Source organism: Aquabacterium sp. (genome assembly GCF_021768455.1).
GTDB lineage: Bacteria > Pseudomonadota > Gammaproteobacteria > Burkholderiales > Burkholderiaceae_C > Aquabacterium.
Window position 1 is genome coordinate 1 of the sequence record NZ_JAIZVX010000068.1, and the last position, 21,971, is coordinate 21,971.

Sequence of the window (21,971 nt, forward strand, 5' to 3'; positions counted from 1 at the left end):
TGAGCGACAACAACCGCCGCAGCAACCAGGCGACGCAGGCCGCCCAGGCCGCCCTGCGCTACTGCGAGCAACTGCTGACGGGCGAGGTCACGGTGCCGGCTGGCGCCACGGCACTGAGCACCGCCGCCGCCGAATCCAACCCCAGCAACGAGCGCTGGACCAGTTTCAGCAACTGGAAACTGGCCACCAATGCAGGCGGCCCGGTGTCGGTGCCCAGTACGGTGTACACCAGCAGCAAGGCCCCGCAGTGCATGGCGCAAAAACGCACCCTCGGGACCAGCGAAGTGATCGTGGTCACCGCCCGCGGCTTCAGCGACAACTACGCAGAAAACAGCGACGCCAGCGGCCGCACCAAAGCTGGCTCCGTGGTCTGGCTGCAATCCATCATCCGGCTGGAGACCCTCTGACATGACGCCCGCCAGCAACCGCCCTCGCTCTGCCACCGGCCAGGCCCATCCAAAACGCCGTGGCCGTGCGCGCCAGGCCTGCCAGCTCAGCCTGATCAGTGTCGCGCTGCTGCTGCAGTGGGGCCCAACCACCGCCATCGCTGCACCCTCGCAAACGCCGCTCGTCAACCGCCCGGGCAACAAGCCCAAGCCCAACGTCATGCTGACGCTGGACGACTCCGGCTCCATGACCTACCAGTACGCGCCCGAGCGTTCGTTCACGAAGAATGGCGTCACCGTCGAATTCCCGAACGACGGCAAGGTCTACGTGCACCCACGCGAGATCCGCAAGAACATCTTCGACTTCGACAACCGTCGATCGTCCACAGAGGATGTGAATTACGACACCCACTTTGTCACCGGCGCGCCGGAAGGTGAGTTGAGCAGCGCCGAAGTGGTCAGACAAAAGCAGATGCGTTCGCCCGACGTCAACAGCATCTACTACAACCCTGCGATCCGCTACCTGCCCTGGCAAAAGGTCAACCCCAGCACGGGCACCCTGGTGTCCTACCCTTCCGCCAGTTTCTCGGCCGCCCAACTCGACCCATTGTGGATGGACCCGGACACCCGCAGCGCCGCAAACTCGCGCGCCGTGGACCTCCGAGACACCGCCACCGCGTACACAGCGCGCTGGTACTGCGGTCCAGACGTTGGTGCCGGAGGCAACTACCGAAACTGTGACACCAGCAAACGCAACTTCAACCCGGCCCTGCTCTACCTGCTCAAGGCACAAGCCGACCCGACCCTCTCCAGCAGCTACCTGAACTACAACCTCAACGACGGCAGCAGCGAAGTCAGCTACCCCTTCCGCTACGCCAACCGCAGCGAGGACTGTCGGGTTGAGAGCGCGAAGACCGTCTGCAGCATCACGGCCGAAAAGCAGAACTTCGCCAACTGGTTCGTCTACTACCGTTCGCGCCTGATGATCGCCCAGGGCGCCATGCCTGAGACGTTCAACAGCTTCGCTGACACCTTGCGTGTGGGCTGGGCCACCATCCACGCTGGGAACTACACCGTTGACGGTCGCAACTCCGACACGGTCCAGCAAGGCTTGCGAGACCTCGACAACGCCCACAAGGCGGCCTTCAGCACCTGGCTGCGCGACCTGGCCACCCTGCCCAGAACGCCCACCCGGGGCGCTGTGGCAGCCGTCGGCGAGTACTTCCAGCGCACCGATGAAGGCAGCCCCTGGCGCAACGACGTGAGCGTCCTGGGCTCATCGTCCAGCCCTGTCACCCGTGGAGACCTGGCATGCCGTCGCGCCTACAACATCGTGATCACCGACGGCTATTACCGTCTCGACGATGACGATGGACGGGTCCGGAACCCCGCCAACGATGACAAGGCTTCCCGCCTGGGAAGGCCTTTCACCGACGAGGCCACCGGCACCCTGGCGGACTACGCCATGCGCTACTGGGCCAACGACCTGCAAAGCGACATCCCCAACGAGGTGGCACCGATCACCTCATCGGACACCAATGCCGCACTTGCCGCGGTCAAGAGCAACCCGGCCACCTGGCAGCACCTGACCCAGTTCTTCGTGGGCTTCGGCGTCACGGGCGTGTTCCCTCCCAATGACACCACCCTCCTGGGCCTGATCAACGGCAACGCCACCAGCACACCGCCTGGCACCACCTATTGGCAGTCCTCACCCAACCAGATCGATGACCTCTGGCATGCCGCCATCAACTCTCGCGGAGCCTACTTCAACGTCAACAACAACGACGAACTCAAGAAAGCCCTGACCAGCGCCCTGAGCCTGAGCGAGCGCAATGCCTTGAAGGAAGCCGGTGTGGCCACCGCCTCCAGCACCTTGTCGGCAGGCAATTTCAAATACGTGCCCGAATACCGTGCGGTGTCCTGGGTGGGCGACATCCGCGCCTACACCCTCGATGCCAACGGCAACATGGGCACGACCCCAAGCTGGGTGGCCAGCCAGCAACTCCCCAGCTGGGACCAGCGCAACATCCGCTTCTGGAAGAAGAACCCCACACCAGGCAACCCTGATGCCGGCTCGGCCGACGACTTCACCTACAGCAACGTGGGCGGCAACACGCAGACGCTGCTCAGCAGCGCACTGGTCGATTACATCAAGGGCCGCGTGGTGGCCGACAGCACCTTCCGTGACCGCGTCGAGGTCACGGTCAATGGCAACACGACCACCTCGCGTGTCAACGTGCTGCCCGATTTCGTGAACGCCACACCGCTGTACGTCAAGGGCGCCCTCAACCTCGGCTACAGCACCCTGCCGGGCGCGCCCAATGCCACCAGCGGCAAGCAATACAGCGATTTCCTGCGCGACAAGGCCAACCGCAGCAAGAGTGCCCTGCTCATCGGCGGCAACGGCGGCATGCTGCATGCGTTCGACGCGTCCACTGGCGTCGAAACCTTCGGCTTCATCCCCAGCGCCAGCCTGGCAAACCTGCCCAAGATTGCCAGGTCCGACTACGGCTCGAGCAGCAACTTCCACCAGTACTTTGTCGATGGCCCGCTGGTCGAATCAGACGCCCATTTCGCCATCGGCAACGACGATGCGGCCTGGCACAACATCGCCGTGGGCACCATGGGTGCCGGTGGCCGCACCATCTTCGCCCTGCACCTGAAGACCAGTGACCCGACCGATTTCGACAGCGGCTCGGTGCTCTGGGAAAGCAGCAGCGCGCGCAGCACCGACATGGGCTACATCACCACCGAACCCCAGGTGGGTGTGCTGCCCGATGGCAGCTGGAAAGTCTTTGTCGGCAACGGCGTCGACAGCGACAGCGGCAACGCCGCCCTGCTGATGGTCGATGTGGCCACAGGTGACGTCAGCTCCGTGGTCGCCTATGCCCGCGGCAACGGTGCCGCCAATGGTCTGGGCGGCGTCACCCTGGTCCGCAACCAACTGGGCCAGGTGATCGGCGCCTACGCCGGCGACATGCAGGGCAACCTCTGGCGCTTCGAGCACAACGGCAGCACGATGGTCGCCGGCTACGGTGGACGCGCCCTGTTCAAGGCTTACGACAGCGCACAGTCCAACGCAACCACCCAGCCCATCCTGGCCGCCCCCGCCGTGGTCAGCCACCCCATGGGTGGGCAAGTGGTGGTCGCCAACACAGGTCGCCTGCTCTATGACAAGGTCAGCAGCACCAACCTCGGCGACGCCGGCAGCACCCAGACCCAGACCGTCTACGGCATCTGGGATCGCACCGGCTTTGATCAGCTGAGCACAACCCTCGTGCCCGCCTTCAGCCTGACGCCCGATGACCGCAACAAATTGCAGGCCCAAGGCATCACGGGCATCTCAAGCCTTTCCACCACCACATCCACCTTCTACGACCTCAGCACCAATTCGGTCAGCTGGGGTGCTTCCACAGGTGGCGAGGGCTGGCGCCTCGACCTCAAGGTGCCCGACACCAGCTCCAGCACCACGACCTACTCTTACCCCAAGGCCATTTACCCGCCGCAAAAGTTGGGCAACGGTGTGCTGGTGTCGGCGGTCAAACCTGGCGCCATCGAAGAAAGCTGCTCCGGCACCCAGGCCATCGGCTATGGCTTTTTCATCAAGGCCCTGACCGGCGCCCGCTCCACCCGCGCCTCGATCGACGCCAACGGCAACGGTCAGTTTGACGACAGCGAAATCGCTGTGGGCGGCTTCAGCACCCCGGGCGGCGGACCGGGCCGTGTGCTCACAGGAGGCATCGCCAGCTCGGATGGCTCCACCACCAAGAACGACTGCCTCACCGGCAGCGACCAGTTGGCCGACAGCGCCAAGGGCCTGCGTGCCTGCGACGACCCCAGCAAGCGCATCAAAGACCGCATCTGGCGCCAACTGCTCAACCCACCCAAACCCTGACCCATGCCCAGACGCTCTCTCTCTCGCCACCGCGGCTTCACCCTGATCGAACTGATGATCACGGTGGCCATCATCGGCATCCTGGCCACGGTGGCCTACCCCTCGTACACCGAGCACGTCGCCCGCGGCCGCCGCGTCCAGGCCCAGACCGCCCTCATGGAGGCGGCCCAATTCATGCAACGGTTCTACGCAGCCAACAACCGCTACGACAAGGACCTGAACAATGACGATGTGGACAAATCCGGGACCTCTCTGAGCAACTTCGCTCGCGTTCCCCGTGACACTGGCAGCACCCAGCTCTACACCATCGCCCTGGCCACAACAGGTGGCACGAAATCCGTGACGGCCACCACCTTCACCTTGAAAGCCACCCCGACGACCGGTGGCCCCATGGTGAACGACCGCTGTGGCGCCTTCACCCTGACCGAGTCGGGCGTCAAGGGTGTCACCGGGACCAACGCCTCCGTGCAGGATTGCTGGAAATAAATTCGCCCTCCGATCAGCCCTTCGCCCCCTCACCGATTTGCCGCAGTACTCAGCAAACCCGACGCAAGGCGACTTGCCCCGACCGGACACCCTGCACACCCTCTGGCTGGATGCGCTGGAACTCACGCACTGCCCGCCCGACGACACGTTCATGGCCCTGGGCGGCGACTCGCTCGCCGCCATGCAACTGTGCGCCCGGCTCAAGTCGGAACTGGGGCTTGACCTCGGTGTCGACCCACTGCTGAACGGCCTGAGTCTGACCGGGCTGCGTCAATGGGCCAGCACGCAGGGCGAGCAGGCCAGCATGGTGGCCCTGACGCCCCTTCCCATCACCCGCCAGCGTCGTGACCAGTGGTTGCCACTGTCGCATTCACAGCGGCGCATGTGGCTGACGCAGCAGTTTGCGCCGGACTCCACGGCCTACCACGTCCCCTTCGCGCTGCGCCTGCAGGGCCCCCTCGACACCGAGTGCCTGCACCAGGCACTGAGCACGGTCTGGCATCGGCACGACACCTTCCGCACACGCTTTGTCCTGACTGCGCAAGGACCACAGCAAGAGGTTCTGCCCTCAGACGACCTGACGGTGCCCATGTCGCGGCACGTGCTGCACAGCCAGGGCAGCGACACCGCCCTCCCGGGCGAGGCAGAGGAGCGGGCACGCCAGACCTTGCGCACACTGTGCCGCCAACCCTTCGACCTTCAGCAGGGCCCGCTGTGGCGCATCGCGTTGCTGGAACTGGGGCCACGGGACCACGTCATCGCCTGGTTCGCCCACCACATCCTGATCGACCTGGCCGCCAACCTCATCGTTGCGCAGGAAGTCGCCAGTGTCTACCAGCAACTGCTCATGGGCAGGCAGCCCCACTTGCCGCCCGTGCAGATCGACTGCGCCGACCACGGCTACTGGCAGACCAGCCCGGACATGCAGGCCAGGCTGGCCCCTCAGCTGCACCACTGGTCCCGGCTGATCCAGGACATGCCGCCCTTGCGCCTGCCCACGGACCACCCGATGACCGCCCAGTGGTACCGGGAAGGCGGGCGCATCACGACCCCGCTGCCCGCAGGCCTGGCGGAGCGTCTGCACCAACTGGCCACCCGCGAAGGCGGCACCCCCTTCATGGTCCTGCTCGCCGCCCTCAGCCTGATGCTGGGCCGCCATGCCGGGCAGGAGGACGTCGCCATCGCGACCCCGATCGCCAACCGCCATCACGCGGAAACCAGCCGCATCGTGGCCAGCCTGGTCAACACCCTGGTGATGCGCACCGACCTTTCCGGCGACCCCAGCTTCCTGACGCTGTTGCAACGGGTCAAGGCGCAGGCCCTGCTGGCCTACGCCAACCAGGACCTGCCCTTTGACCTGCTGGTGGAGCGCCACGGCCAGCACCAGCGCCAGGCCGACCTGCCCCTGGGCCTGAACGTGATGCTCAACGTGACGAACGCCGCGCACGGCAAGACCGTGTTCGAGGGCCTGCACACCAGCCGCTTCCTCTTCGACCGAGGCGCCGCCCAGTTCCCTCTGGCCTTCATCGCCGACCTCGAACACAGCCAGACGATCTCCCTCGAGTACGCCGCCAGCCTGTTTGAGCCTGCCAGTGCCGAGTCCCTGCTGCAGAACTACCTCGCCGTGCTGACACAGGTGCTCGACCGCCCCGAGCGCCCCCTCTCCGATCACCACTGGCGCAGCGCGCTCGACCAGGCCCATTGGCAGGAGGCCCACGCCGCGACCCACCCGCCCCTGCCCGAAGACGGCTGCACTGGGGTCGACCAGCTCCTGGCCCGGCAAGCCGCACTGCACCCCCGTGCCGTGGCGCTGCGACACGGCGACCAGGTGCTCAGCTACGGCGAACTCCAGGCACAGGCCATGGCCATGTGCCAGCACCTCACCCGGCGCGGCATCGGCCCTGGGCACAGAGTGGGCCTTTCTCTGGAGCGCGGCCCCCACCTGGTGGTCGCCCTCTGGGCCGTCCTGGCCAGCGGTGCCGCCTATGTGCCCCTTGACCCGCACTATCCCAGCGCCCGCCTGCAGGACATGATCGATGACGCCGGGCTCAGCCTCCTGCTGACCCAGCCCGAACTCGCCACGCGCCTGCCTTCCGGCCGGGTGCCCGTGCTCACCCTGGGTCAGTCTGATCCTGCGCCCAGCCAAGCCAGTGCACCGGGCACCGCACCCGCACGACAAGGCGACGACCCCGCCTACCTGATCTACACCTCGGGCTCCACCGGCCGGCCCAAAGGGGTGGTCGTGCCCCACCGCGCCGTGCTGAACTTCCTGCGCAGCATGGCCCACACGCCCGGCCTCGCGCGCAACGACCGCCTGCTCGCAGTCACGACCTTGTCCTTCGACATCGCCGTGCTCGAACTGCTGCTGCCCCTCAGCGTGGGTGCCCAGGTGGTGATCGCCAGCCAGGACGACGTGCTCGACGGCCAGGCCCTGGCCAGGCTGATCGACACCCAGCGCGTCACCGCCATGCAGGCCACACCGAGCACCTGGCGCCTGCTGATCGACGCCGGCTGGAACGGCCAGGGGCGTCGCCGCTTCAAGGCTCTGGTGGGCGGAGAGGCCCTGCAAAGCGACCTCGCGACCCAACTGATCCAGCGCTGCCCGGCCGTGTGGAACATGTATGGCCCCACCGAAACCACCGTCTGGTCCAGCTGTGCGCGCATCAGCGGCCAGCCCCCGGATGTGCACATCGGCCGTCCGATCGACCACACCCGCCTCCACGTGTTGGACCACACGGGACACCCCAGCCCCGTGGGCGTGCCCGGAGAGCTCTTCATTGGCGGAGACGGTGTGGCCCTGGGCTACTGGCAACGCCCCGACCTCAGTCAGACACGCTTTGTGCCCGAACCCGGACACCCGGGTCACTTGATGTACAGGACCGGCGACCTGGCCAGGTGGCGCCGAGACGGCCAACTGGAACACCTGGGCCGGCTGGACCACCAGATCAAGGTGCGCGGCCACCGCATCGAACCCGGCGACATCGAATCCTGCCTGCAACAGCATCCGGACGTGGGCCGCTGCGTTCTGGTGGCGCGCGAAGACCGCCCTGGGGACGTTCGCCTGGTCGCCTATGTGGTCCCGGGGCTGCCCGGCCAGACGGCCAAGGCGGCCGATCTGCGCGCCCACTGCCGACAGCACCTGCCGGAACACATGGTGCCGCAAAGGTTTGTCTGCCTCCCCGATGGCCTACCCCTGCTGGCCAACGGCAAGCTGGACCGGCAGGCTCTGCCCCCTCCGTCCTCGCACGACCTGGAAGCACCCGCGGCTGGCGACACCCTCACGGACGCGAGCCCGATGCTGCGCGCCCTGGCCGAGACCTGGCGAACCCTGCTCGGCGTGAACGACCTCCGCCCTCAGGACAACTTCTTCGACCTGGGCGGGCACTCGCTGCTGGCCATCCAGGGCATCGGCCTGATGGCCGAGCGCACCGGGCTCAGGGTGGGCGCACGGCACTACATCTTCGAAAGCCTGGCCCAGCTGGCCCAGACCTACGAACATGCCGCCAGCACCTCAACAGCCATGCACCCGCTGACGACACAGGAACCCGCCGCGTCCGGCCTGGACTCGCCCCCTCGGGCGCAACGCCTGCTCCATCGCCTGCTCAAAGGCCGGGGACGCTCCACCGGCTGAGCAGAGGCTCTCCGATCAATGCTCCGGCGGGGCCTTCTTGCCGGTTTCCTTGATCGCGGCCACGAACTCGCTCACGTCATCGAAGCTGCGGTAGACCGATGCAAAGCGCACATAGGCCACCTTGTCGAGCTTGCGCAACTCGCGCATAACCCACTCCCCCAGCTGGGTCGAGCTCACTTCCTTGTCACCCGACTGGCGCAGCCGCGCCTCGATGGCCTCGATGGCGGTGTCCACCGCCTCGGCGCCCACGGGTCGCTTGCGCAAGGCCAGCATCAGCGAGCCCTTGAGCTTGGCGCGGTCGAAATCGGTGCGGCGCCCATCGCGTTTGACGATCGCCGGCAGGTCGATTTCCGCCCGCTCATAGGTCGTGAAGCGCTTGTCGCACGCATGGCATTTGCGCCGGCGACGGGTCGAATCGCCCTCGTCCGAATCGCGCGTCTCCACCACCTGGGTATCGGGGTGGCCACAAAAAGGGCAACGCATCGTGTTCCTGCTCCCTGCACTGCAAAGAAAAACCCGGCGAGGGCACACGCCCAGGCCGGGTTGAGATCAGTCACGCCTCACAGCGCGGCTCGATCCACGGGTCATCGGTTCAACGGTAGACCGGGAAGTCGCGGGTCAGCGCGGCCACCTGCTCGCGCACGCGGGCGATGTTGGCCTCGTCGTGCGGGTTGTCCAGCACGTCGGCGATCAGGTTGCCCACGGCGATGGCCTGTTCTTCCTTGAAGCCACGCGTCGTGAAGGCCGGGCTGCCCAGACGGATGCCGCTGGTGACCATCGGCTTTTGCGGGTCGTTGGGGATGCCGTTCTTGTTGCAGGTCATGTGCGCCTTGCCCAGGATGGCTTCGGCTTCCTTGCCCGTCAGGTTCTTGGGGCGCAGGTCGACCAGCATCACGTGGCTCTCGGTGCGACCCGAGACGATGCGCAGGCCACGCTTGGTGAGCGTGTCGGCCAGGGCTGCGGCGTTCTTCACGACCTGCTGCTGGTAGGCCTTGAACTCGTCCGAAGCGGCTTCCTTGAAGGCCACGGCCTTGCCGGCGATGACGTGCATCAGCGGGCCACCCTGGATGCCAGGGAAGATGGCGCTGTTGATCTTCTTGGCGACTTCTTCACCGCGCATCAGGATGATGCCGCCACGTGGGCCACGCAGGCTCTTGTGGGTGGTGGAGGTCACCACGTCGGCGAAAGGCACCGGGTTGGGGTAGACACCCGCGGCGATCAGGCCAGCGTAGTGGGCCATGTCCACCATGAAATAGGCGCCGATTTCCTTGGCGATCTTGCCGAAACGCTCGAAGTCGATGCGCAGGGCAAAAGCCGAAGCGCCGGCAATGATCAGCTTGGGCTTGTGCTCGCGGGCCAGGGCTTCCATCGCGTCGTAGTCGATGTCTTCCTGGGCGTTCAGACCGTAAGACACCACCTTGAACCACTTGCCCGACATGTTCAGGGGCATGCCGTGGGTCAGGTGACCGCCTTCGGCCAGGCTCAGGCCCATGATCGTGTCGCCCGGCTGCAGCAGACCGAAGAACACGGCCTGGTTGGCCTGCGAACCCGAGTTGGGCTGCACGTTGGCGTACTCGGCGCCGAACAGGGCCTTCAGGCGGTCGATGGCCAGCTGTTCGACCACGTCCACGTTTTCGCAACCGCCGTAATAGCGCTTGCCGGGATAGCCTTCGGCGTACTTGTTGGTCAGCTGCGAGCCCTGCGCCTGCATCACGGCCGGCGAGGTGTAGTTCTCGGAAGCGATCAGCTCGATGTGGTCTTCCTGGCGGGTGTTCTCTGCCTGGATGGCGGCCCACAGGTCGGGGTCCACATTGGCCAGGGTGTGCTGTGCGCGGTCAAACATGACTTGGCAGTCCTCTTCAAGGTGTTGAAGTCCCGCTCGCGCTGGTCATTGCTAGCAAAACCAGGCTGAGGGCTGCCCAGGCGAACGGCTGAAACAACCCCAGGCTGAACGCCTTGGGGCCGGCCGCGCTTCCCGGTGGTTCACCACCTCAGGCCGGCCTTTTCAGGCCCGACCATGTATCGCCAGTCGCGCAGCTTCGTGGATTGTAATGGAGCCGCCCTTCGCCCGCCAGCGGCGAGCAACCGGGACAGCGGTGCATCACGGGGTCAGCAAGGCCACCTGCTCGGGGCGGTGGCTCGGTGCCGCAGGCGTGGCCGATTCGCTGGCGGCCGGTGCCGCCGGGGCCACCGTCGATGCCGAAGCCGGTGCCGGGCTGCTCAGGGGGGATGCCCCTGCATTGCCGTTGACCGCCCCACCAGTGGCCTGGGCCACCACGGCCTGAGGCAGCGGCGCGTTGGGTGCCAGTTTCTGACCGGAGGCCACCTGACGCAGGTAGGCCTGCTCGGCCAGGACCTTGGCGGCATAACCGCCGTCGTCGTTCAGGTTGGCCGCGCCCACGTAGTACTTCAGGCCGCCTTCCAGACTGCCGGCCTTGCGGATGCAATCTTTCAGCACCTGCACGCCCACACGGAGGTTGGTCACCGGATCGAAGGCGGCGTTCTGGCCGCCAAAGATCGCGTACTTGTCCTGGTGGATGCGGGTCATCACCTGCATCAGCCCCTGGGCCCCCACGTGGCTCTGCGCAAAGGGGTTGAAGCCCGATTCGATGGCCATGACGGCCAGCACCAGGGTCGGCTCCATGCCCACCTTGTGGCCCACGGCCCAGGCTTCCTGAACCAGGCGGCTGATGGGTTCCGGCGCGACGTTGTAGCGGCGCGCAATCCAGTACGCCACATTGGCCTGCTGGCGGCTCAGTTCGGCCGGGTTGGTGGCCGTCGCGCGCTGGATGGCGTCGGGTTCGGCCATCGCCAGCAACACGCCGTTGTCATCCACCTCTTCGGCCTCGCTGGCCACCGCGGTGCGCGAAGTGGCGCGTTCCATCAACCAGCCCAGGGCCTGGTCTTCCAGTTCATGGCGCAGGTCAGGACGCTGGAGCAGGAAGAGCCCGCCCAGTACCGCAACCAGCCCCAGCATGGCCAGGGCACTGTGGCTGACACGGCGCAAACCGTCCAGCACATCCGACACAAACACCAGAACACCTTGACGACCGGCCACCAGGGCTCGGTCTGCAGACCCGCCAGCTTGCGCCTGGCCTTGGGTCTGGATCGCGGAGGCCGAGTGGCTCTCCGCAGCACGCATACACGCTGTCATGCTTCTCCTTTCAACACCGGCGCGCCAGGTTTGTCGCCATTTGCTGGTCAGACCAGCGACGGCGCCGCACCCACACGGCAGTGATAATGGCCCTGGCTGGACGATGGCGGGGCCGTGCTAGAGCACACACACCATCACGAAGTGGCCGGTCGACAAGGGTCGACAAGGCTGAAAGGCGCCAGGGCTGGCAGCGTTGCGCCCCCGCAGGGGCACAAGGGCAAACCCGGGAAAACACGCTCCGGGTTCAACGGGAGCGGATTCTAGGCAGCCTTGAAATAACCAGTCAAGCATAACAACACGACTTCTTATATCGTTTTCTATGAAATACCGTGACCTGCGGGACTTCGTGAACGGCCTCGACAGCCTGGGCGAACTGCACCGCGTGGACGAGCCCGTCTCGGTCCACCTCGAGATGACCGCCCTGAGCGACCGGGTGCTGCGCGCAGAGGGCCCCGCCCTGTGGTTCAGTCAGGCGACGGGTCCGGGCTCGGTGTCCGCCGCCTCGACAAAACGTTACAAAATCCCGGTTCTGGCCAACCTTTTTGGCACCCCGAAGCGGGTGGCCATGGGCATGGGCGCACAGGATGTGGGGGAATTGCGGGACATCGGTCGCGTGCTGGCCAGCCTGAAAGAACCCGAGCCTCCCAAAGGCCTGAAAGACGCCGGCAAGCTGCTGCAGATGGCCAAGGCCTTGTGGGACATGAAGCCCGCCACCGTGCGCAGCGCAGCCTGCCAGGCCGAGGTGCGCGAAGGCAGCGAGGTCGACCTGACCGAGTTGCCCATCCAGCACTGCTGGCCAGATGACGCCGCCCCCCTGCTCACCTGGGGCCTGGTCGTCACGCGCGGCCCCCAGAACGTGCCCAATCCACGTCGACGCCAGAACCTGGGCATCTACCGCCAGCAACTGATCGGCCGACGCCAGCTCATCATGCGCTGGCTGACCCACCGCGGCGGCGCACTCGATTTCCGCGAATTCGCGCTCGCCCACCCGGGCCAACCCTTCCCCATCGCCGTGGCCCTGGGCGCCGACCCAGCCACCATCCTGGGTGCCGTCACCCCGGTGCCCGACACCCTGGGCGAGTACCAGTTCGCCGGGCTGCTGCGCGGCAGCCGCACCGAGGTGGTCAACACCCAGGTCGGTGAAGGCGAGCACCTGCTGCAGGTGCCGGCCAGCGCCGAGTTCGTGCTGGAAGGCCACATCCCCACCGCGCCCACGGGCTACGAGGGTGTGAGCGAGCACGGCGTGCCCCTGAAAGAGAAGAACGGCTACCTGCACGCCCTGGAAGGCCCGTTTGGCGACCACACCGGCTATTACAACGAGCAGGACTGGTTCCCGGTGTTCGAGGTCAAGCGCATGACCAACCGCAAGGACCCGGTCTACCACTCCACCTACACCGGCAAGCCGCCCGACGAGCCCGCGGTGCTGGGCGTGGCCCTCAACGAGGTCTTCGTGCCCATCCTGCAGAAGCAGTTTCCGGAGATCGTCGACTTCTACCTGCCCCCCGAAGGCTGCAGCTACCGCATGGCCATCGTCAGCATGAAGAAGGCCTATGCCGGCCACAGCAAGCGCCTCATGTTCGGCATCTGGAGCTTCCTGCGCCAGTTCATGTACACCAAGTTCATCGTCATCGTCGACGACGACGTGGACATCCGCAACTGGCAGGAAGTGATCTGGGCGGTCACCACGCGGATGGACCCGGTGCGCGACACCACCCTGGTCGACCACACCCCGATCGACTACCTGGACTTCGCGTCTCCCGTCAGCGGCCTGGGCGGCAAGATGGGGCTGGATGCCACAAACAAGTGGCCCGGCGAAACCAGCCGCGAATGGGGCCGCACCATCACCATGCCGGACACGGTGCAGCGCCGGGTCGACGACCTGGTGGCGCAGGCCCTCCGTCCGCGCTGAGACCTGCGCCTGGCGAGGCGCCAGGCGGTATCTCGTGCGTCAAACGCACGATGCGATCGGGGCTTTTCGCCGAGCGGGCTTGCGCGAACGACGTCCCGGGCGTAACCTGCAGTTGTCCGACCAAAGGACAACCCAACGAGACGCAGTCCCTGCGTCTTGGGAAGTGGCAGACACCACGCTCTGCCCTTTCCTCGGACGGCCCGCGCGCCGCTCCAACCCCCGGCTTCGTCCGGGGGTTTCTCATTTCTGAAGCCTGAAGCGCACGCCTGAACCGAGCCTGCCAGACTCAGGCACGCAGCCACCAACCCAGGCACTCTCGCCAGGCCTGGCTGAAGCGGGCACCGCCTTCGGCCGAGGGCAACCAGTCCAGGCCAGGGCGCTCGGAGCGACGCCAGAAACCCGTCGGCGCCGGGGTGATGCGGATCAGTGGCCAATCCGGGTGCTGCACCAACAGCGCACGCGCCGCCTCGGTGAAAGCGCGCTTCGCTCGGGGCATGTGCACGGCATCGGTCACCAATACCACCTCGGGCACCCCCTGCTGCCCCAGCATCGCCAGGGTCAGCGCCGCGTTGCCGCGGGTGTCGGAAGACTGCGCCTCTGTCCACTGCAGGCGCACCCCGAACTGCTGCTCGGCCAGGCGCGCGGCCACTTCGGCCTCGCTGGGCGCACCGCTGTCCGACTTCTGCCCCCAGCCCACCCCGCCGCTGAAACCCAGCGGCAGCTTCGTCTGCCTGGCGAGCCACACGCCGTAGCGCAGGCGGGCCAGCGAACGGTCCGACAGGTCGGATGCACCGTACTCAGGCGCCAGGGTGTCACGCCCTCCCCCGAGCACGATGATGGCCGCAGGTGGCGTGGGCTGCGCCGCGGTCCGGGGCGTGCGGCGGACTTGCTGAAGGTGGGCCACGCCCATCTGCGCGAGGCGCTCCTGCCCGGCCCCATACAGGGCCGGCCCCGGCTGGAGCACCGCATGCTGCAGCCACACGGCACCGACCTGGGTCGACGAGAACCAGGCGCCCAGCACCCCCACCATCACCAGCAGGTAGCCCCAACCACGCCGAGGAATGATCAGACGCGCGCCCACCAACACCAGCAACAGCCAGGGCAACGGCGGCATGGCCAGGGCGGTGAGAACCGGACGCCATGCAGACCAGTCGTTCGTCATGCCAGGCATCGCACAGAAAAAACAGGGGCAAGCAAGGTCATCTCGGGCTCCGTATCATCGATGCAGTCTAAGCAAGAGAAAGCCTGTCATGGAAGCACCCATTTCCGGGTCCTCGGTCCCGCTTGAAGAAGCCACGTTTGGCGCAGGCTGCTTCTGGTGCATCGAGACCGCGTTCAACCAGGTCCGCGGCGTGGTCCATGCGGAATCAGGCTACAGCAACGGAGATCACCCATCCCCCACCTACGAGGCGGTCTGCACCGGCCAGACAGGGCATGCAGAAGTCGTGCGCGTGCGCTTCGACCCCGCTGAAATCAGCTACGGGCAGTTGCTGGAGGTGTTCTTTTTCCTGCACGACCCCACCACCCTGAATCGGCAGGGTCACGATGTGGGCACGCAGTACCGATCCGGGATTTACACGCACAGTGCTGCACAGGCAGAGCAGGCACGCAGGCTGATCGAACAACTCGAGACCGACAAGGTTTTTGCCCAGCCCATCGTCACCGAGGTGCAACCGGTGCGCAACTACCACCCGGCCGAGGCCTACCACCAGGGCTACGCGCTGCGCAACCCGCACCAGGGCTACTGCGCCTTCGTTGTCGCCCCGAAGCTGGCCAAATTCCAGCACACGTTCGCCAGCCTGTTGAAGGCCGGCTGATCACAGGCCCTCAGGGCGCCAGTCGCTGACGGAGCCAGGCGCCATCGGCCTGTGCCAGGTAAACGATGCGGTCGTGCAGGCGCGAGGGACGGCCCTGCCAGAACTCCCAGCGATCGGGCACCAGACGGTAGCCGCCCCAGTTCGGCGGCCTGACCGGATCGGCGCCCTGTGCCGCCTGCTGCGCTGCCCAGGACACTTCCAGCTCTGCCCGGGAGGACAGGACCTGGCTTTGAGGCGAGGCCCAGGCGCCAATGCGTGAACCCAACGGTCGGGTGCGGTAGTAGGCATCCGACTCGGCCTCGCTCAGGCGCTCGACCCGCCCTTCAACGCGCACCACCCGCTCCAGTTCAGGCCAGAAGAATTGCAAGGCGGCGTGGGGGTTGGCCGCCAGCTCCTGGCCCTTGCGGCTCTCGTAATTGGTGTACCAGACCATGCCACGGGCGTCTGCGCCCTTGAGCAGCACCACGCGGGTGGACGGGCGACCGCCCTCGCCCACCGTGGCCAAGGTCATGGCATTGGGCTCCAGGGCCTGGGCGTGGACCGCCTCGTCGAACCAGGCCTGGAACTGGTCAATGGGCAGCGGCCTGACCTGGCTCTCGTCCAGTTCGGCCTGTTCGTAGCTCTTGCGCATCTGCGCGATGTCGTGAGGGGTGGCTTTGTCCATGGCGAACAGTATCGTCCAATTGCCCTGAACGAAGCTGAGGCGAATCAAGGCCACACCCGGACGTCCGAACCGGGTATGCACTTAGGTGATGCCACGGTGGTGCGGTGCAGCAAACCTGTTCACACTGAGACCGACAGAGTGCTCGCCATGAACCACCCGCCCACCATCCTCCTCCTGGCCGGCCCGCTTGCCGCCGAGGGCTGCAGCGAGCCTGTCCCCGCAGGGTTGGACGCACTCCTGACCCAGGCCATGGCCAGCAACCTGCCGGTGCGGATGGTGGCGCCACCGGACCTGGCCAGTTGGGCACGACAGCGGCTGCCGGGCAGCCAGGTGATCGTGCCGCCCGAGCCCATGCCCGAAAGCCGCCGCTGGCTGGGCCAGGCAATCCGGGCAGGGGTGCAATCCAGCGCCAACGCACAAGGCTGGCTCCTGCTGCCGGCAGAACTGCCAAGCACCCAGGCTCGCACCCTCCTGACCCTGGCCCACAGCCTGGCGCGCTACGCCGTGGTCTACCCGCAGTATGGCCAGACCCAGGGACACCCCATCGGCTTCTCCAGCGAGATGTACTCGGAACTGGTCCGCCTGGAGCATGACCACGATCTCGTCCGCCTGGCGGCCCGCTACCCGGCCACGGCCATCAGCACAGATGACCCCGGGATCGTCATGCCAGCTTCGGTTCCCCATGGACTCCAGCGCTGGCATTCGCCCCAGCCCTCCGCGCGCCGAGTGTCCGCACACGCCCTGAGCTGAAACGGTCTCGTGCGCTGGCGCAGAACGGGGCCCCGAACTCAGAAGCTGCGGCCCACGCTCAGGTTGACGATGGTGTTGCGGATGGCCACGTCCTGCTTGCGCTCGAAGCTGCCCAGGTCCGACTTGCCCTTGCTCTGAGCCACCAGCTTCATCAGTTTGGTCGTGACCTGGCTGTCCACCCAGCGCGGACGGCCCGAACCCGTGACGTTGCTCGGGTCATTGTTCTCAGCGCTGTTGATCAGGTTCACCACCACCGGGTCGTAGTCATTGATCACACCACTCTCCGAAGTGATCAGCGTGTTGTTGGTCACCAGGGTGGCCTTGGTGCGGATCTTGACCTGCCCGACGGCCAGGCTGACATGCCAGTCGTCGGCGATCTCGGCCTTCAGTCCTGCAAAAGGACCGACGCCAAAGGCGTTGGTCAGGCTGGCCTTCGACTTTCCGCCGACATAGTCGTCATAGAGGCTGGTCGTCTTGGTGTCGAAGAAGGCCACATAGGTTGCCCCCACACCCAGATAGGGGCGAAAGCGGTTGTTGGCATCGCCGAAATAGCGCCCCAGGACCGCCAGGGGGGGGAGCATCTTGGTCTCGATGATCTGCTTGCCGCTCAGACCATTGGGGTTGCCCGATGCGTTCACACCTGCGCCATAAGCCTTGATCTTGAAGGGCGCAGCCAGGATGTAGGCCTCGGCGACCCAGGTGTGGTCGTCCGACAGCCAGTAACCGACGCTCAGGGTGACCGTCGACGCCTTGCCGACCCGCGACTTGATGCCTGCCGGGGTGCCCAGCCCCGAACCGATCGCGCTGTTGAGGCCCGCCACAAGGGCGCTGTAGGTGGATCCAGCCCGGCCGTCGAAGTTGGCAGAGCTGAGTGGATCCTCTTCTGGCAGGGCATCGCCGATGGCTGCGGCGGCACTGAGGTCCGCGGGCGTCACCACGGGGCCCGTCACATCGTAGGCATCACCGGCCTTGGTCTTGGGAAAAATGCTGGTCACGCCCAGGCGCATGAAGAGGTTGCCGCGCACCGAGTTGGACAACTGCTTTGCGATATAGGGGTCGGACACCGTATTCTGGGCCGAAGCGGTGCCACCGACAGTGGCACACACCGCCATGAGTGAGGCCGACAGGGCAAAGCGCGCGTTGCGGGTCATGCTGTCTCCGAATTCTGTGGGCATCTCTGTGCCATTCACCTGGAAAAAGGGCCACTCACGTTGCCGCGAGCGGCCCTGGGAGCCCCGCCTTGCGCGGGGTCCATTTCAACAGCCGGCCACGGAGGCCGACTCAGATCACTTGGCGCGACGGCGAGCGACCAGGCTGATGCCCACCAGGCCCAGACCCATCAGGGCGTAGGTGGAGGGTTCGGGCACGGAGGGCACCGTGCTGGCCACCACGGTGGAGGTGATGGTGCCGAAGTCGGTCACGGTGGACAGGGCGTTCTTGCCAGCCGTGGTCAGGCCCAGGGCGGTCGAGAAGGCGTTGAAGCCGGCGGTGGTGATCGACAGGCCCGACAGCGTGGTCGTGGTGGTGCCGGCAGCCAGGGTGGTGCTGCCACCGATGGTGCCGATGTCCCACAGGTAGAAGTTGTTCAGGGTGCCCACGCCATTGGCGCCGGTCAGCGTGACGAACACCTTCTTGGCCACCAGGTCGGCGTTGATGTTGGTGATCGACAGGCTGCCACCGGTGTTGGTGAAGCCGTCGTCTTCGGTGGTTTGCAGGGCGCCACCGGTGGTCAGGGCGGCCACCACGGAGTTGGTGGCGGTGTCAGCAACCAGGCTGACAAAAGGTGCGGCCACCGAGACCGACTTGTAAGCGGTGCCCTTGGCGTTGAGGACGATGTCGGCGGTGGCGGGGGCCACGGCACTCACGACAGTGCCGCTGGCGTTCAGGGCGCCGATCAGGGTGGTGCTGAAGGACAGGGCACCCGAACCGCTGTCCAGCTTCAGGCCGTTGTAGGTGCCACCGACCGCCACCGTCACGTTGGCCGCGCTGGCGACGCCAGCTGCCACGAACGCGGCGGCAGCGACGATGCTCTTGAATGCAAATTTCATGTCTATCTCCACTTGAAAGCGGCCCTTTGGGGGAACTTCTATGCAGTCGGAAGGCATCCGCGTCTTCCTTCGACCCACACAGGCTTTTAAACGCCTGTTCGTCACAAGCATAGCTGTGCGGTTCGAAGGAGCACAACGGCTCAAGCCCCTCATGCACGTGATATAGACCTCAGGAAAACACCAGGGAACGTTTGCGTACCCCGCATTCAAGCGTAGGGGTTACCCCTGAATCACCCCGTGACGGTGACCCGGGCAAACTTTCGCTTCCCCACCTGGACGACATACACGCCGGCCTTCAATTTGAGACCCCTGTCACCGACCGTTTCACCCTCCACCCGCACGCCGTTTTGCTCGATCAGGCGGTTGGCCTCACCGGTCGACGCCACCAGGCCCGCGGCCTTCAGGAGGGCACCGATGCCCAGGCCCTCGCCGCCCTCGGGCTGGGCGAGGCTGACTTCGGGCATCTCGTCGGGGATGCCACCGCGCGAGCGGTTCACGAAGTCCTGCAAGGCCTCCTCCGCGGCGGTGGCGCTGTGGAAGCGCGTGACGATCTCCTGCGCCAGCATCACCTTGGCATCTCGCGGATTGCGACCGGCCTCGCACTCTGCCTTGAGCTGGTTGATCTCGCTCATCGGGCGGAAACTCAGCAGGGTGAAGTACTTCCACATCAGCACGTCGCTGATGCTCATCAGCTTGGCGAACATGCTGTTGGGGGCCTCGCTGATGCCGATGTAGTTGTTCTTGGATTTCGACATCTTCTCGACGCCGTCCAGGCCCTCCAGCAGGGGCATGGTCAAGATGCACTGGGCTTCCTGGCCATATTCGGCCTGCAGGTGACGCCCCATCAGCAAGTTGAATTTCTGGTCGGTGCCACCGAGTTCCAGATCGGACTTCAACGCCACCGAGTCATAACCCTGCATCAGGGGATACAGGAACTCATGCACGCTGATCGCATTGCCGCCATGGAAGCGGTCGTGGAAATCGTTGCGCTCCATCATGCGGGCCACGGTGTAGCGACTGGCCAGCTGGATCATGCCGCGCGCGCCCAGGGCGTCGCACCACTCGCTGTTGTAGCGGATCTCGGTTCGGGCAGGGTCCAGCACCAGACTGGCCTGCTTGTAGTAGGTCTCCGCATTGGCCTTGACCTGCTCCTCGGTGAGGGGGGGACGGGTGGCGTTGCGGCCCGACGGGTCGCCGATCAGCGAGGTGAAATCCCCGATCAGGAAGATCACGGTGTGCCCCAGGTCCTGCAACTGGCGCAGCTTGTTGAGCACCACGGTGTGACCGAGGTGGATGTCGGGCGCGGTGGGATCCAGACCCAGCTTGATGCGCAGCGGCACCCCGGTGGCTTCGGAGCGGGCCAGCTTCCTGAGCCACTCGCCCTCGGGCAGGAGCTCCTCCACCCCGCGCAGCGTCACCGCCAGGGCCTCTTTCACACGGTCGGTGATGGGGTGCTCAACAGGCGAAACAGATGCTTTTTCGGAGTGCGACATGGCGGATCAACATGAGAAAATCGAGCAGCTGGCGTGTGCCCTGAGCGGGCTATACTCAGCAGATTGTGGGCGCGCAGGCACGTACCTTGCCTTCAACGCGGGCTGATTTTAGGGGAGAGCTCTCCCCCGCCACCGGAACCAGATGGGAATTCCTGTTTTGACCGATTCCAAGACGACCCTGGCCAAGCAGGCCCTTCGCCCCACCCCGATCTCTCGCCTTGCCTCCGGCCTCCAGGCCACCCAGGCTGCACTCCACCGCCACCCCCGCCGCGTGAGCGCCGCCGTGCTGGCCCTCCTCGCAGGCAGCGCCTTCACCGCTTTCGGTGTCGCCCCCCTGAGCACCCTGCCCGACGCCGCCCTGCCCGTGATCACACAGGTGCAGGAGCAGGTCGAACCTGCCCTGCTGCCAGGGCAGATCGCCCAGCTCGATGGCCAGGTGCTGTCGCTTTACCGCAATGACGTCACCCGCCCGAGCGACACGGCCGACACCCTGCTGCGCCGCCTGGGCGTGGACGATGCCGAGGCCGCCCGCCTGCTGCGCCAGGACCCCACCGCGGCCACGCTGCTGCAAGGCCGGGCGGGCAAGCTGGTCAAGGTCATCGTCGACAACGGCAAGCTGCGCGAACTGATTGCCCGCAGCCCGGCCGCCGACGCCAGCCAGATCGACACCCACTTCACCCGCCTGCGCATCGAACGCCAGGAAGGCGGCCTGTGGACCACCCGCTCGGAGCAGGTGCCCCTGCAAGTCACCTCGCAGATGGCCTCGGGCACCATCCAGTCCTCGCTCTTTGCCGCGGCAGATGACGCCAAGGTACCGGACGGCGTCACCAACCAGATTGCCGAAATCTTCGGCAACGACATCGACTTCCGCCGCGAGCTGCGCAAGGGCGACGCGTTCAGCGTGCTTTACGAAGCGCACCTTGCCGATGGCGAGCCCATCACCTGGGGCAACGCCTCCGGCCGCGTGCTGGCCGCGCGCTTCATCAACAAGGGCGAAACGCACGATGCCGTGTGGTTCCAGCAACCGGGCAGCAAGGGTGCCTACTTCGACCTGACCGGTCGCAGCAAGACACGCGCCTTCCTGGCCTCGCCGTTGGCCTTCTCGCGCGTGACCTCCGGTTTCGCCATGCGCTTCCACCCGATCCAGCAGAAGTGGAAAGCCCACCTGGGCGTGGACTTCGGTGCCCCCACAGGCACCGCCGTGCGCAGCGTGGGTGACGCCGTGGTGAGCTTCGCCGGCCAGCAGAACGGCTACGGCAACGTGGTCGAACTGCAGCACGCGGGTGACCGCAAGACGGTGTACGCCCACCTCAGCCGGATCGACGTGCGCAAGGGCCAGAAGGTCGAACAGGGTCAGCTGATCGGTGCCGTGGGCGCCACCGGCTGGGCCACCGGCCCGCACCTGCACTTCGAATTCAAGATCAAGGGCACGCAGGTGGACCCGATGCAGATCGCCCGCGCCTCCGAGAGCCTGCAGCTCTCGCCCCAGGCCCTGACCCAGTTCAAGGGCATGGCCGGCCGCATCGCCGCACAACTCGACCGTGCTGGCGAATGGCAGGCCGCCGGCGCCAAGACCGGCCCTCGCTTCGAATGACGGGCTCACCTGCCCCCTTGACCGAGGGCGCAGGGCCCCGCTTGAGCCCGGCCGGCTTGCAGCCTGGCCACCCGGACGCCGACACGACAGCAGCCATCTACATCGGGCTGATGTCCGGCACCTCGCTGGACGGCGTCGATGGCG

Annotated in this window: 16 protein-coding genes and 1 riboswitch; of the genes, 8 read left to right on the plus strand and 8 right to left on the minus strand. The window is 66.1% G+C overall.

Annotated elements, in window-relative coordinates; genetic code table 11:
- The 4 genes from QZ994_RS10550 to QZ994_RS10565 all read left to right on the plus strand — a co-directional run.
- The coding region (locus QZ994_RS10550) for a hypothetical protein (RefSeq protein WP_290871391.1) at nt 1-407 on the plus strand (407 nt) is incomplete at its 5' end.
- 1 nt (nt 408) lies between these two features.
- The gene (locus QZ994_RS10555; protein ID WP_290871392.1) at nt 409-4,281 is read left to right on the plus strand and encodes a PilC/PilY family type IV pilus protein; all 3,873 of its coding nucleotides are present in this window, start codon (nt 409-411) and stop codon (nt 4,279-4,281) included.
- Nucleotides 4,282-4,284: 3 nt separating this feature from the next.
- Nucleotides 4,285-4,767, plus strand: a complete 483-nt coding sequence (locus QZ994_RS10560; RefSeq protein ID WP_290871393.1) for a type IV pilin protein — start codon at nt 4,285-4,287, stop codon at nt 4,765-4,767.
- A 73-nt stretch (nt 4,768-4,840) separates the two neighbouring features.
- On the plus strand, nt 4,841-8,398 hold the full coding sequence (locus QZ994_RS10565; protein ID WP_290871394.1) for an amino acid adenylation domain-containing protein: 3,558 nt from the start codon (nt 4,841-4,843) through the stop codon (nt 8,396-8,398).
- 15 nt (nt 8,399-8,413) lie between these two features.
- Here the strand turns inward: QZ994_RS10565 and nrdR are convergent, their stop codons facing one another.
- From nrdR to QZ994_RS10580, 3 genes are all read right to left on the minus strand, one after another.
- Nucleotides 8,414-8,881 (minus strand): transcriptional regulator NrdR, encoded by a 468-nt coding sequence (nrdR, locus tag QZ994_RS10570; protein ID WP_290871395.1) that lies wholly within the window; start codon nt 8,879-8,881, stop codon nt 8,414-8,416.
- A 109-nt stretch (nt 8,882-8,990) separates the two neighbouring features.
- Complete coding sequence (gene glyA, locus QZ994_RS10575; protein ID WP_290871396.1) at nt 8,991-10,241, minus strand: serine hydroxymethyltransferase; 1,251 nt, start codon at nt 10,239-10,241, stop codon at nt 8,991-8,993.
- A 67-nt stretch (nt 10,242-10,308) separates the two neighbouring features.
- Nucleotides 10,309-10,441: riboswitch (ZMP/ZTP riboswitch) on the minus strand.
- Between the two features lie 58 nt (nt 10,442-10,499).
- Nucleotides 10,500-11,540: a lytic transglycosylase domain-containing protein gene (locus QZ994_RS10580; protein ID WP_290871397.1), complete on the minus strand. Its 1,041-nt coding sequence runs from the start codon at nt 11,538-11,540 to the stop codon at nt 10,500-10,502.
- 331 nt (nt 11,541-11,871) lie between these two features.
- Between QZ994_RS10580 and QZ994_RS10585 the strand changes: the two genes are divergently transcribed.
- The gene (locus tag QZ994_RS10585; protein WP_290871398.1) at nt 11,872-13,461 is read left to right on the plus strand and encodes a UbiD family decarboxylase; all 1,590 of its coding nucleotides are present in this window, start codon (nt 11,872-11,874) and stop codon (nt 13,459-13,461) included.
- 286 nt (nt 13,462-13,747) lie between these two features.
- Here QZ994_RS10585 and QZ994_RS10590 read toward each other — a convergent pair whose 3' ends face one another.
- Nucleotides 13,748-14,623 (minus strand): YdcF family protein, encoded by an 876-nt coding sequence (locus tag QZ994_RS10590; RefSeq protein WP_290871399.1) that lies wholly within the window; start codon nt 14,621-14,623, stop codon nt 13,748-13,750.
- Between the two features lie 88 nt (nt 14,624-14,711).
- Between QZ994_RS10590 and msrA the strand changes: the two genes are divergently transcribed.
- Complete coding sequence (msrA, locus tag QZ994_RS10595; RefSeq protein ID WP_290871400.1) at nt 14,712-15,278, plus strand: peptide-methionine (S)-S-oxide reductase MsrA; 567 nt, start codon at nt 14,712-14,714, stop codon at nt 15,276-15,278.
- Nucleotides 15,279-15,288: 10 nt separating this feature from the next.
- Here msrA and pdxH read toward each other — a convergent pair whose 3' ends face one another.
- The gene (pdxH, locus tag QZ994_RS10600; RefSeq protein ID WP_290871401.1) at nt 15,289-15,942 is read right to left on the minus strand and encodes a pyridoxamine 5'-phosphate oxidase; all 654 of its coding nucleotides are present in this window, start codon (nt 15,940-15,942) and stop codon (nt 15,289-15,291) included.
- A 147-nt stretch (nt 15,943-16,089) separates the two neighbouring features.
- Here pdxH and QZ994_RS10605 point away from each other — a divergent pair, with 147 nt between their 5' ends.
- Entirely contained in the window at nt 16,090-16,692 is a 603-nt protein-coding gene (locus tag QZ994_RS10605; RefSeq protein ID WP_290871402.1) for an NTP transferase domain-containing protein, read from the plus strand.
- Nucleotides 16,693-16,730: 38 nt separating this feature from the next.
- Here QZ994_RS10605 and QZ994_RS10610 read toward each other — a convergent pair whose 3' ends face one another.
- The 3 genes from QZ994_RS10610 to tyrS all read right to left on the minus strand — a co-directional run bounded on the left by QZ994_RS10610 (nt 16,731) and on the right by tyrS (nt 20,233).
- Nucleotides 16,731-17,843 (minus strand): OmpW family outer membrane protein, encoded by a 1,113-nt coding sequence (locus tag QZ994_RS10610; RefSeq protein ID WP_290871403.1) that lies wholly within the window; start codon nt 17,841-17,843, stop codon nt 16,731-16,733.
- Between the two features lie 135 nt (nt 17,844-17,978).
- Nucleotides 17,979-18,740 carry a PEP-CTERM sorting domain-containing protein gene (locus QZ994_RS10615; protein WP_290871404.1) on the minus strand — a complete coding sequence of 254 codons (762 nt, stop codon included), beginning with the start codon at nt 18,738-18,740 and terminating at the stop codon, nt 17,979-17,981.
- A 230-nt stretch (nt 18,741-18,970) separates the two neighbouring features.
- Nucleotides 18,971-20,233 (minus strand): tyrosine--tRNA ligase, encoded by a 1,263-nt coding sequence (gene tyrS / locus QZ994_RS10620; RefSeq protein ID WP_290871405.1) that lies wholly within the window; start codon nt 20,231-20,233, stop codon nt 18,971-18,973.
- Between the two features lie 157 nt (nt 20,234-20,390).
- On the opposite strand from tyrS, the gene QZ994_RS10625 reads away from it, so the two are divergent.
- Nucleotides 20,391-21,827: a M23 family metallopeptidase gene (locus tag QZ994_RS10625; RefSeq protein ID WP_290871406.1), complete on the plus strand. Its 1,437-nt coding sequence runs from the start codon at nt 20,391-20,393 to the stop codon at nt 21,825-21,827.
- Nucleotides 21,828-21,971 lie beyond the last annotated feature (144 nt).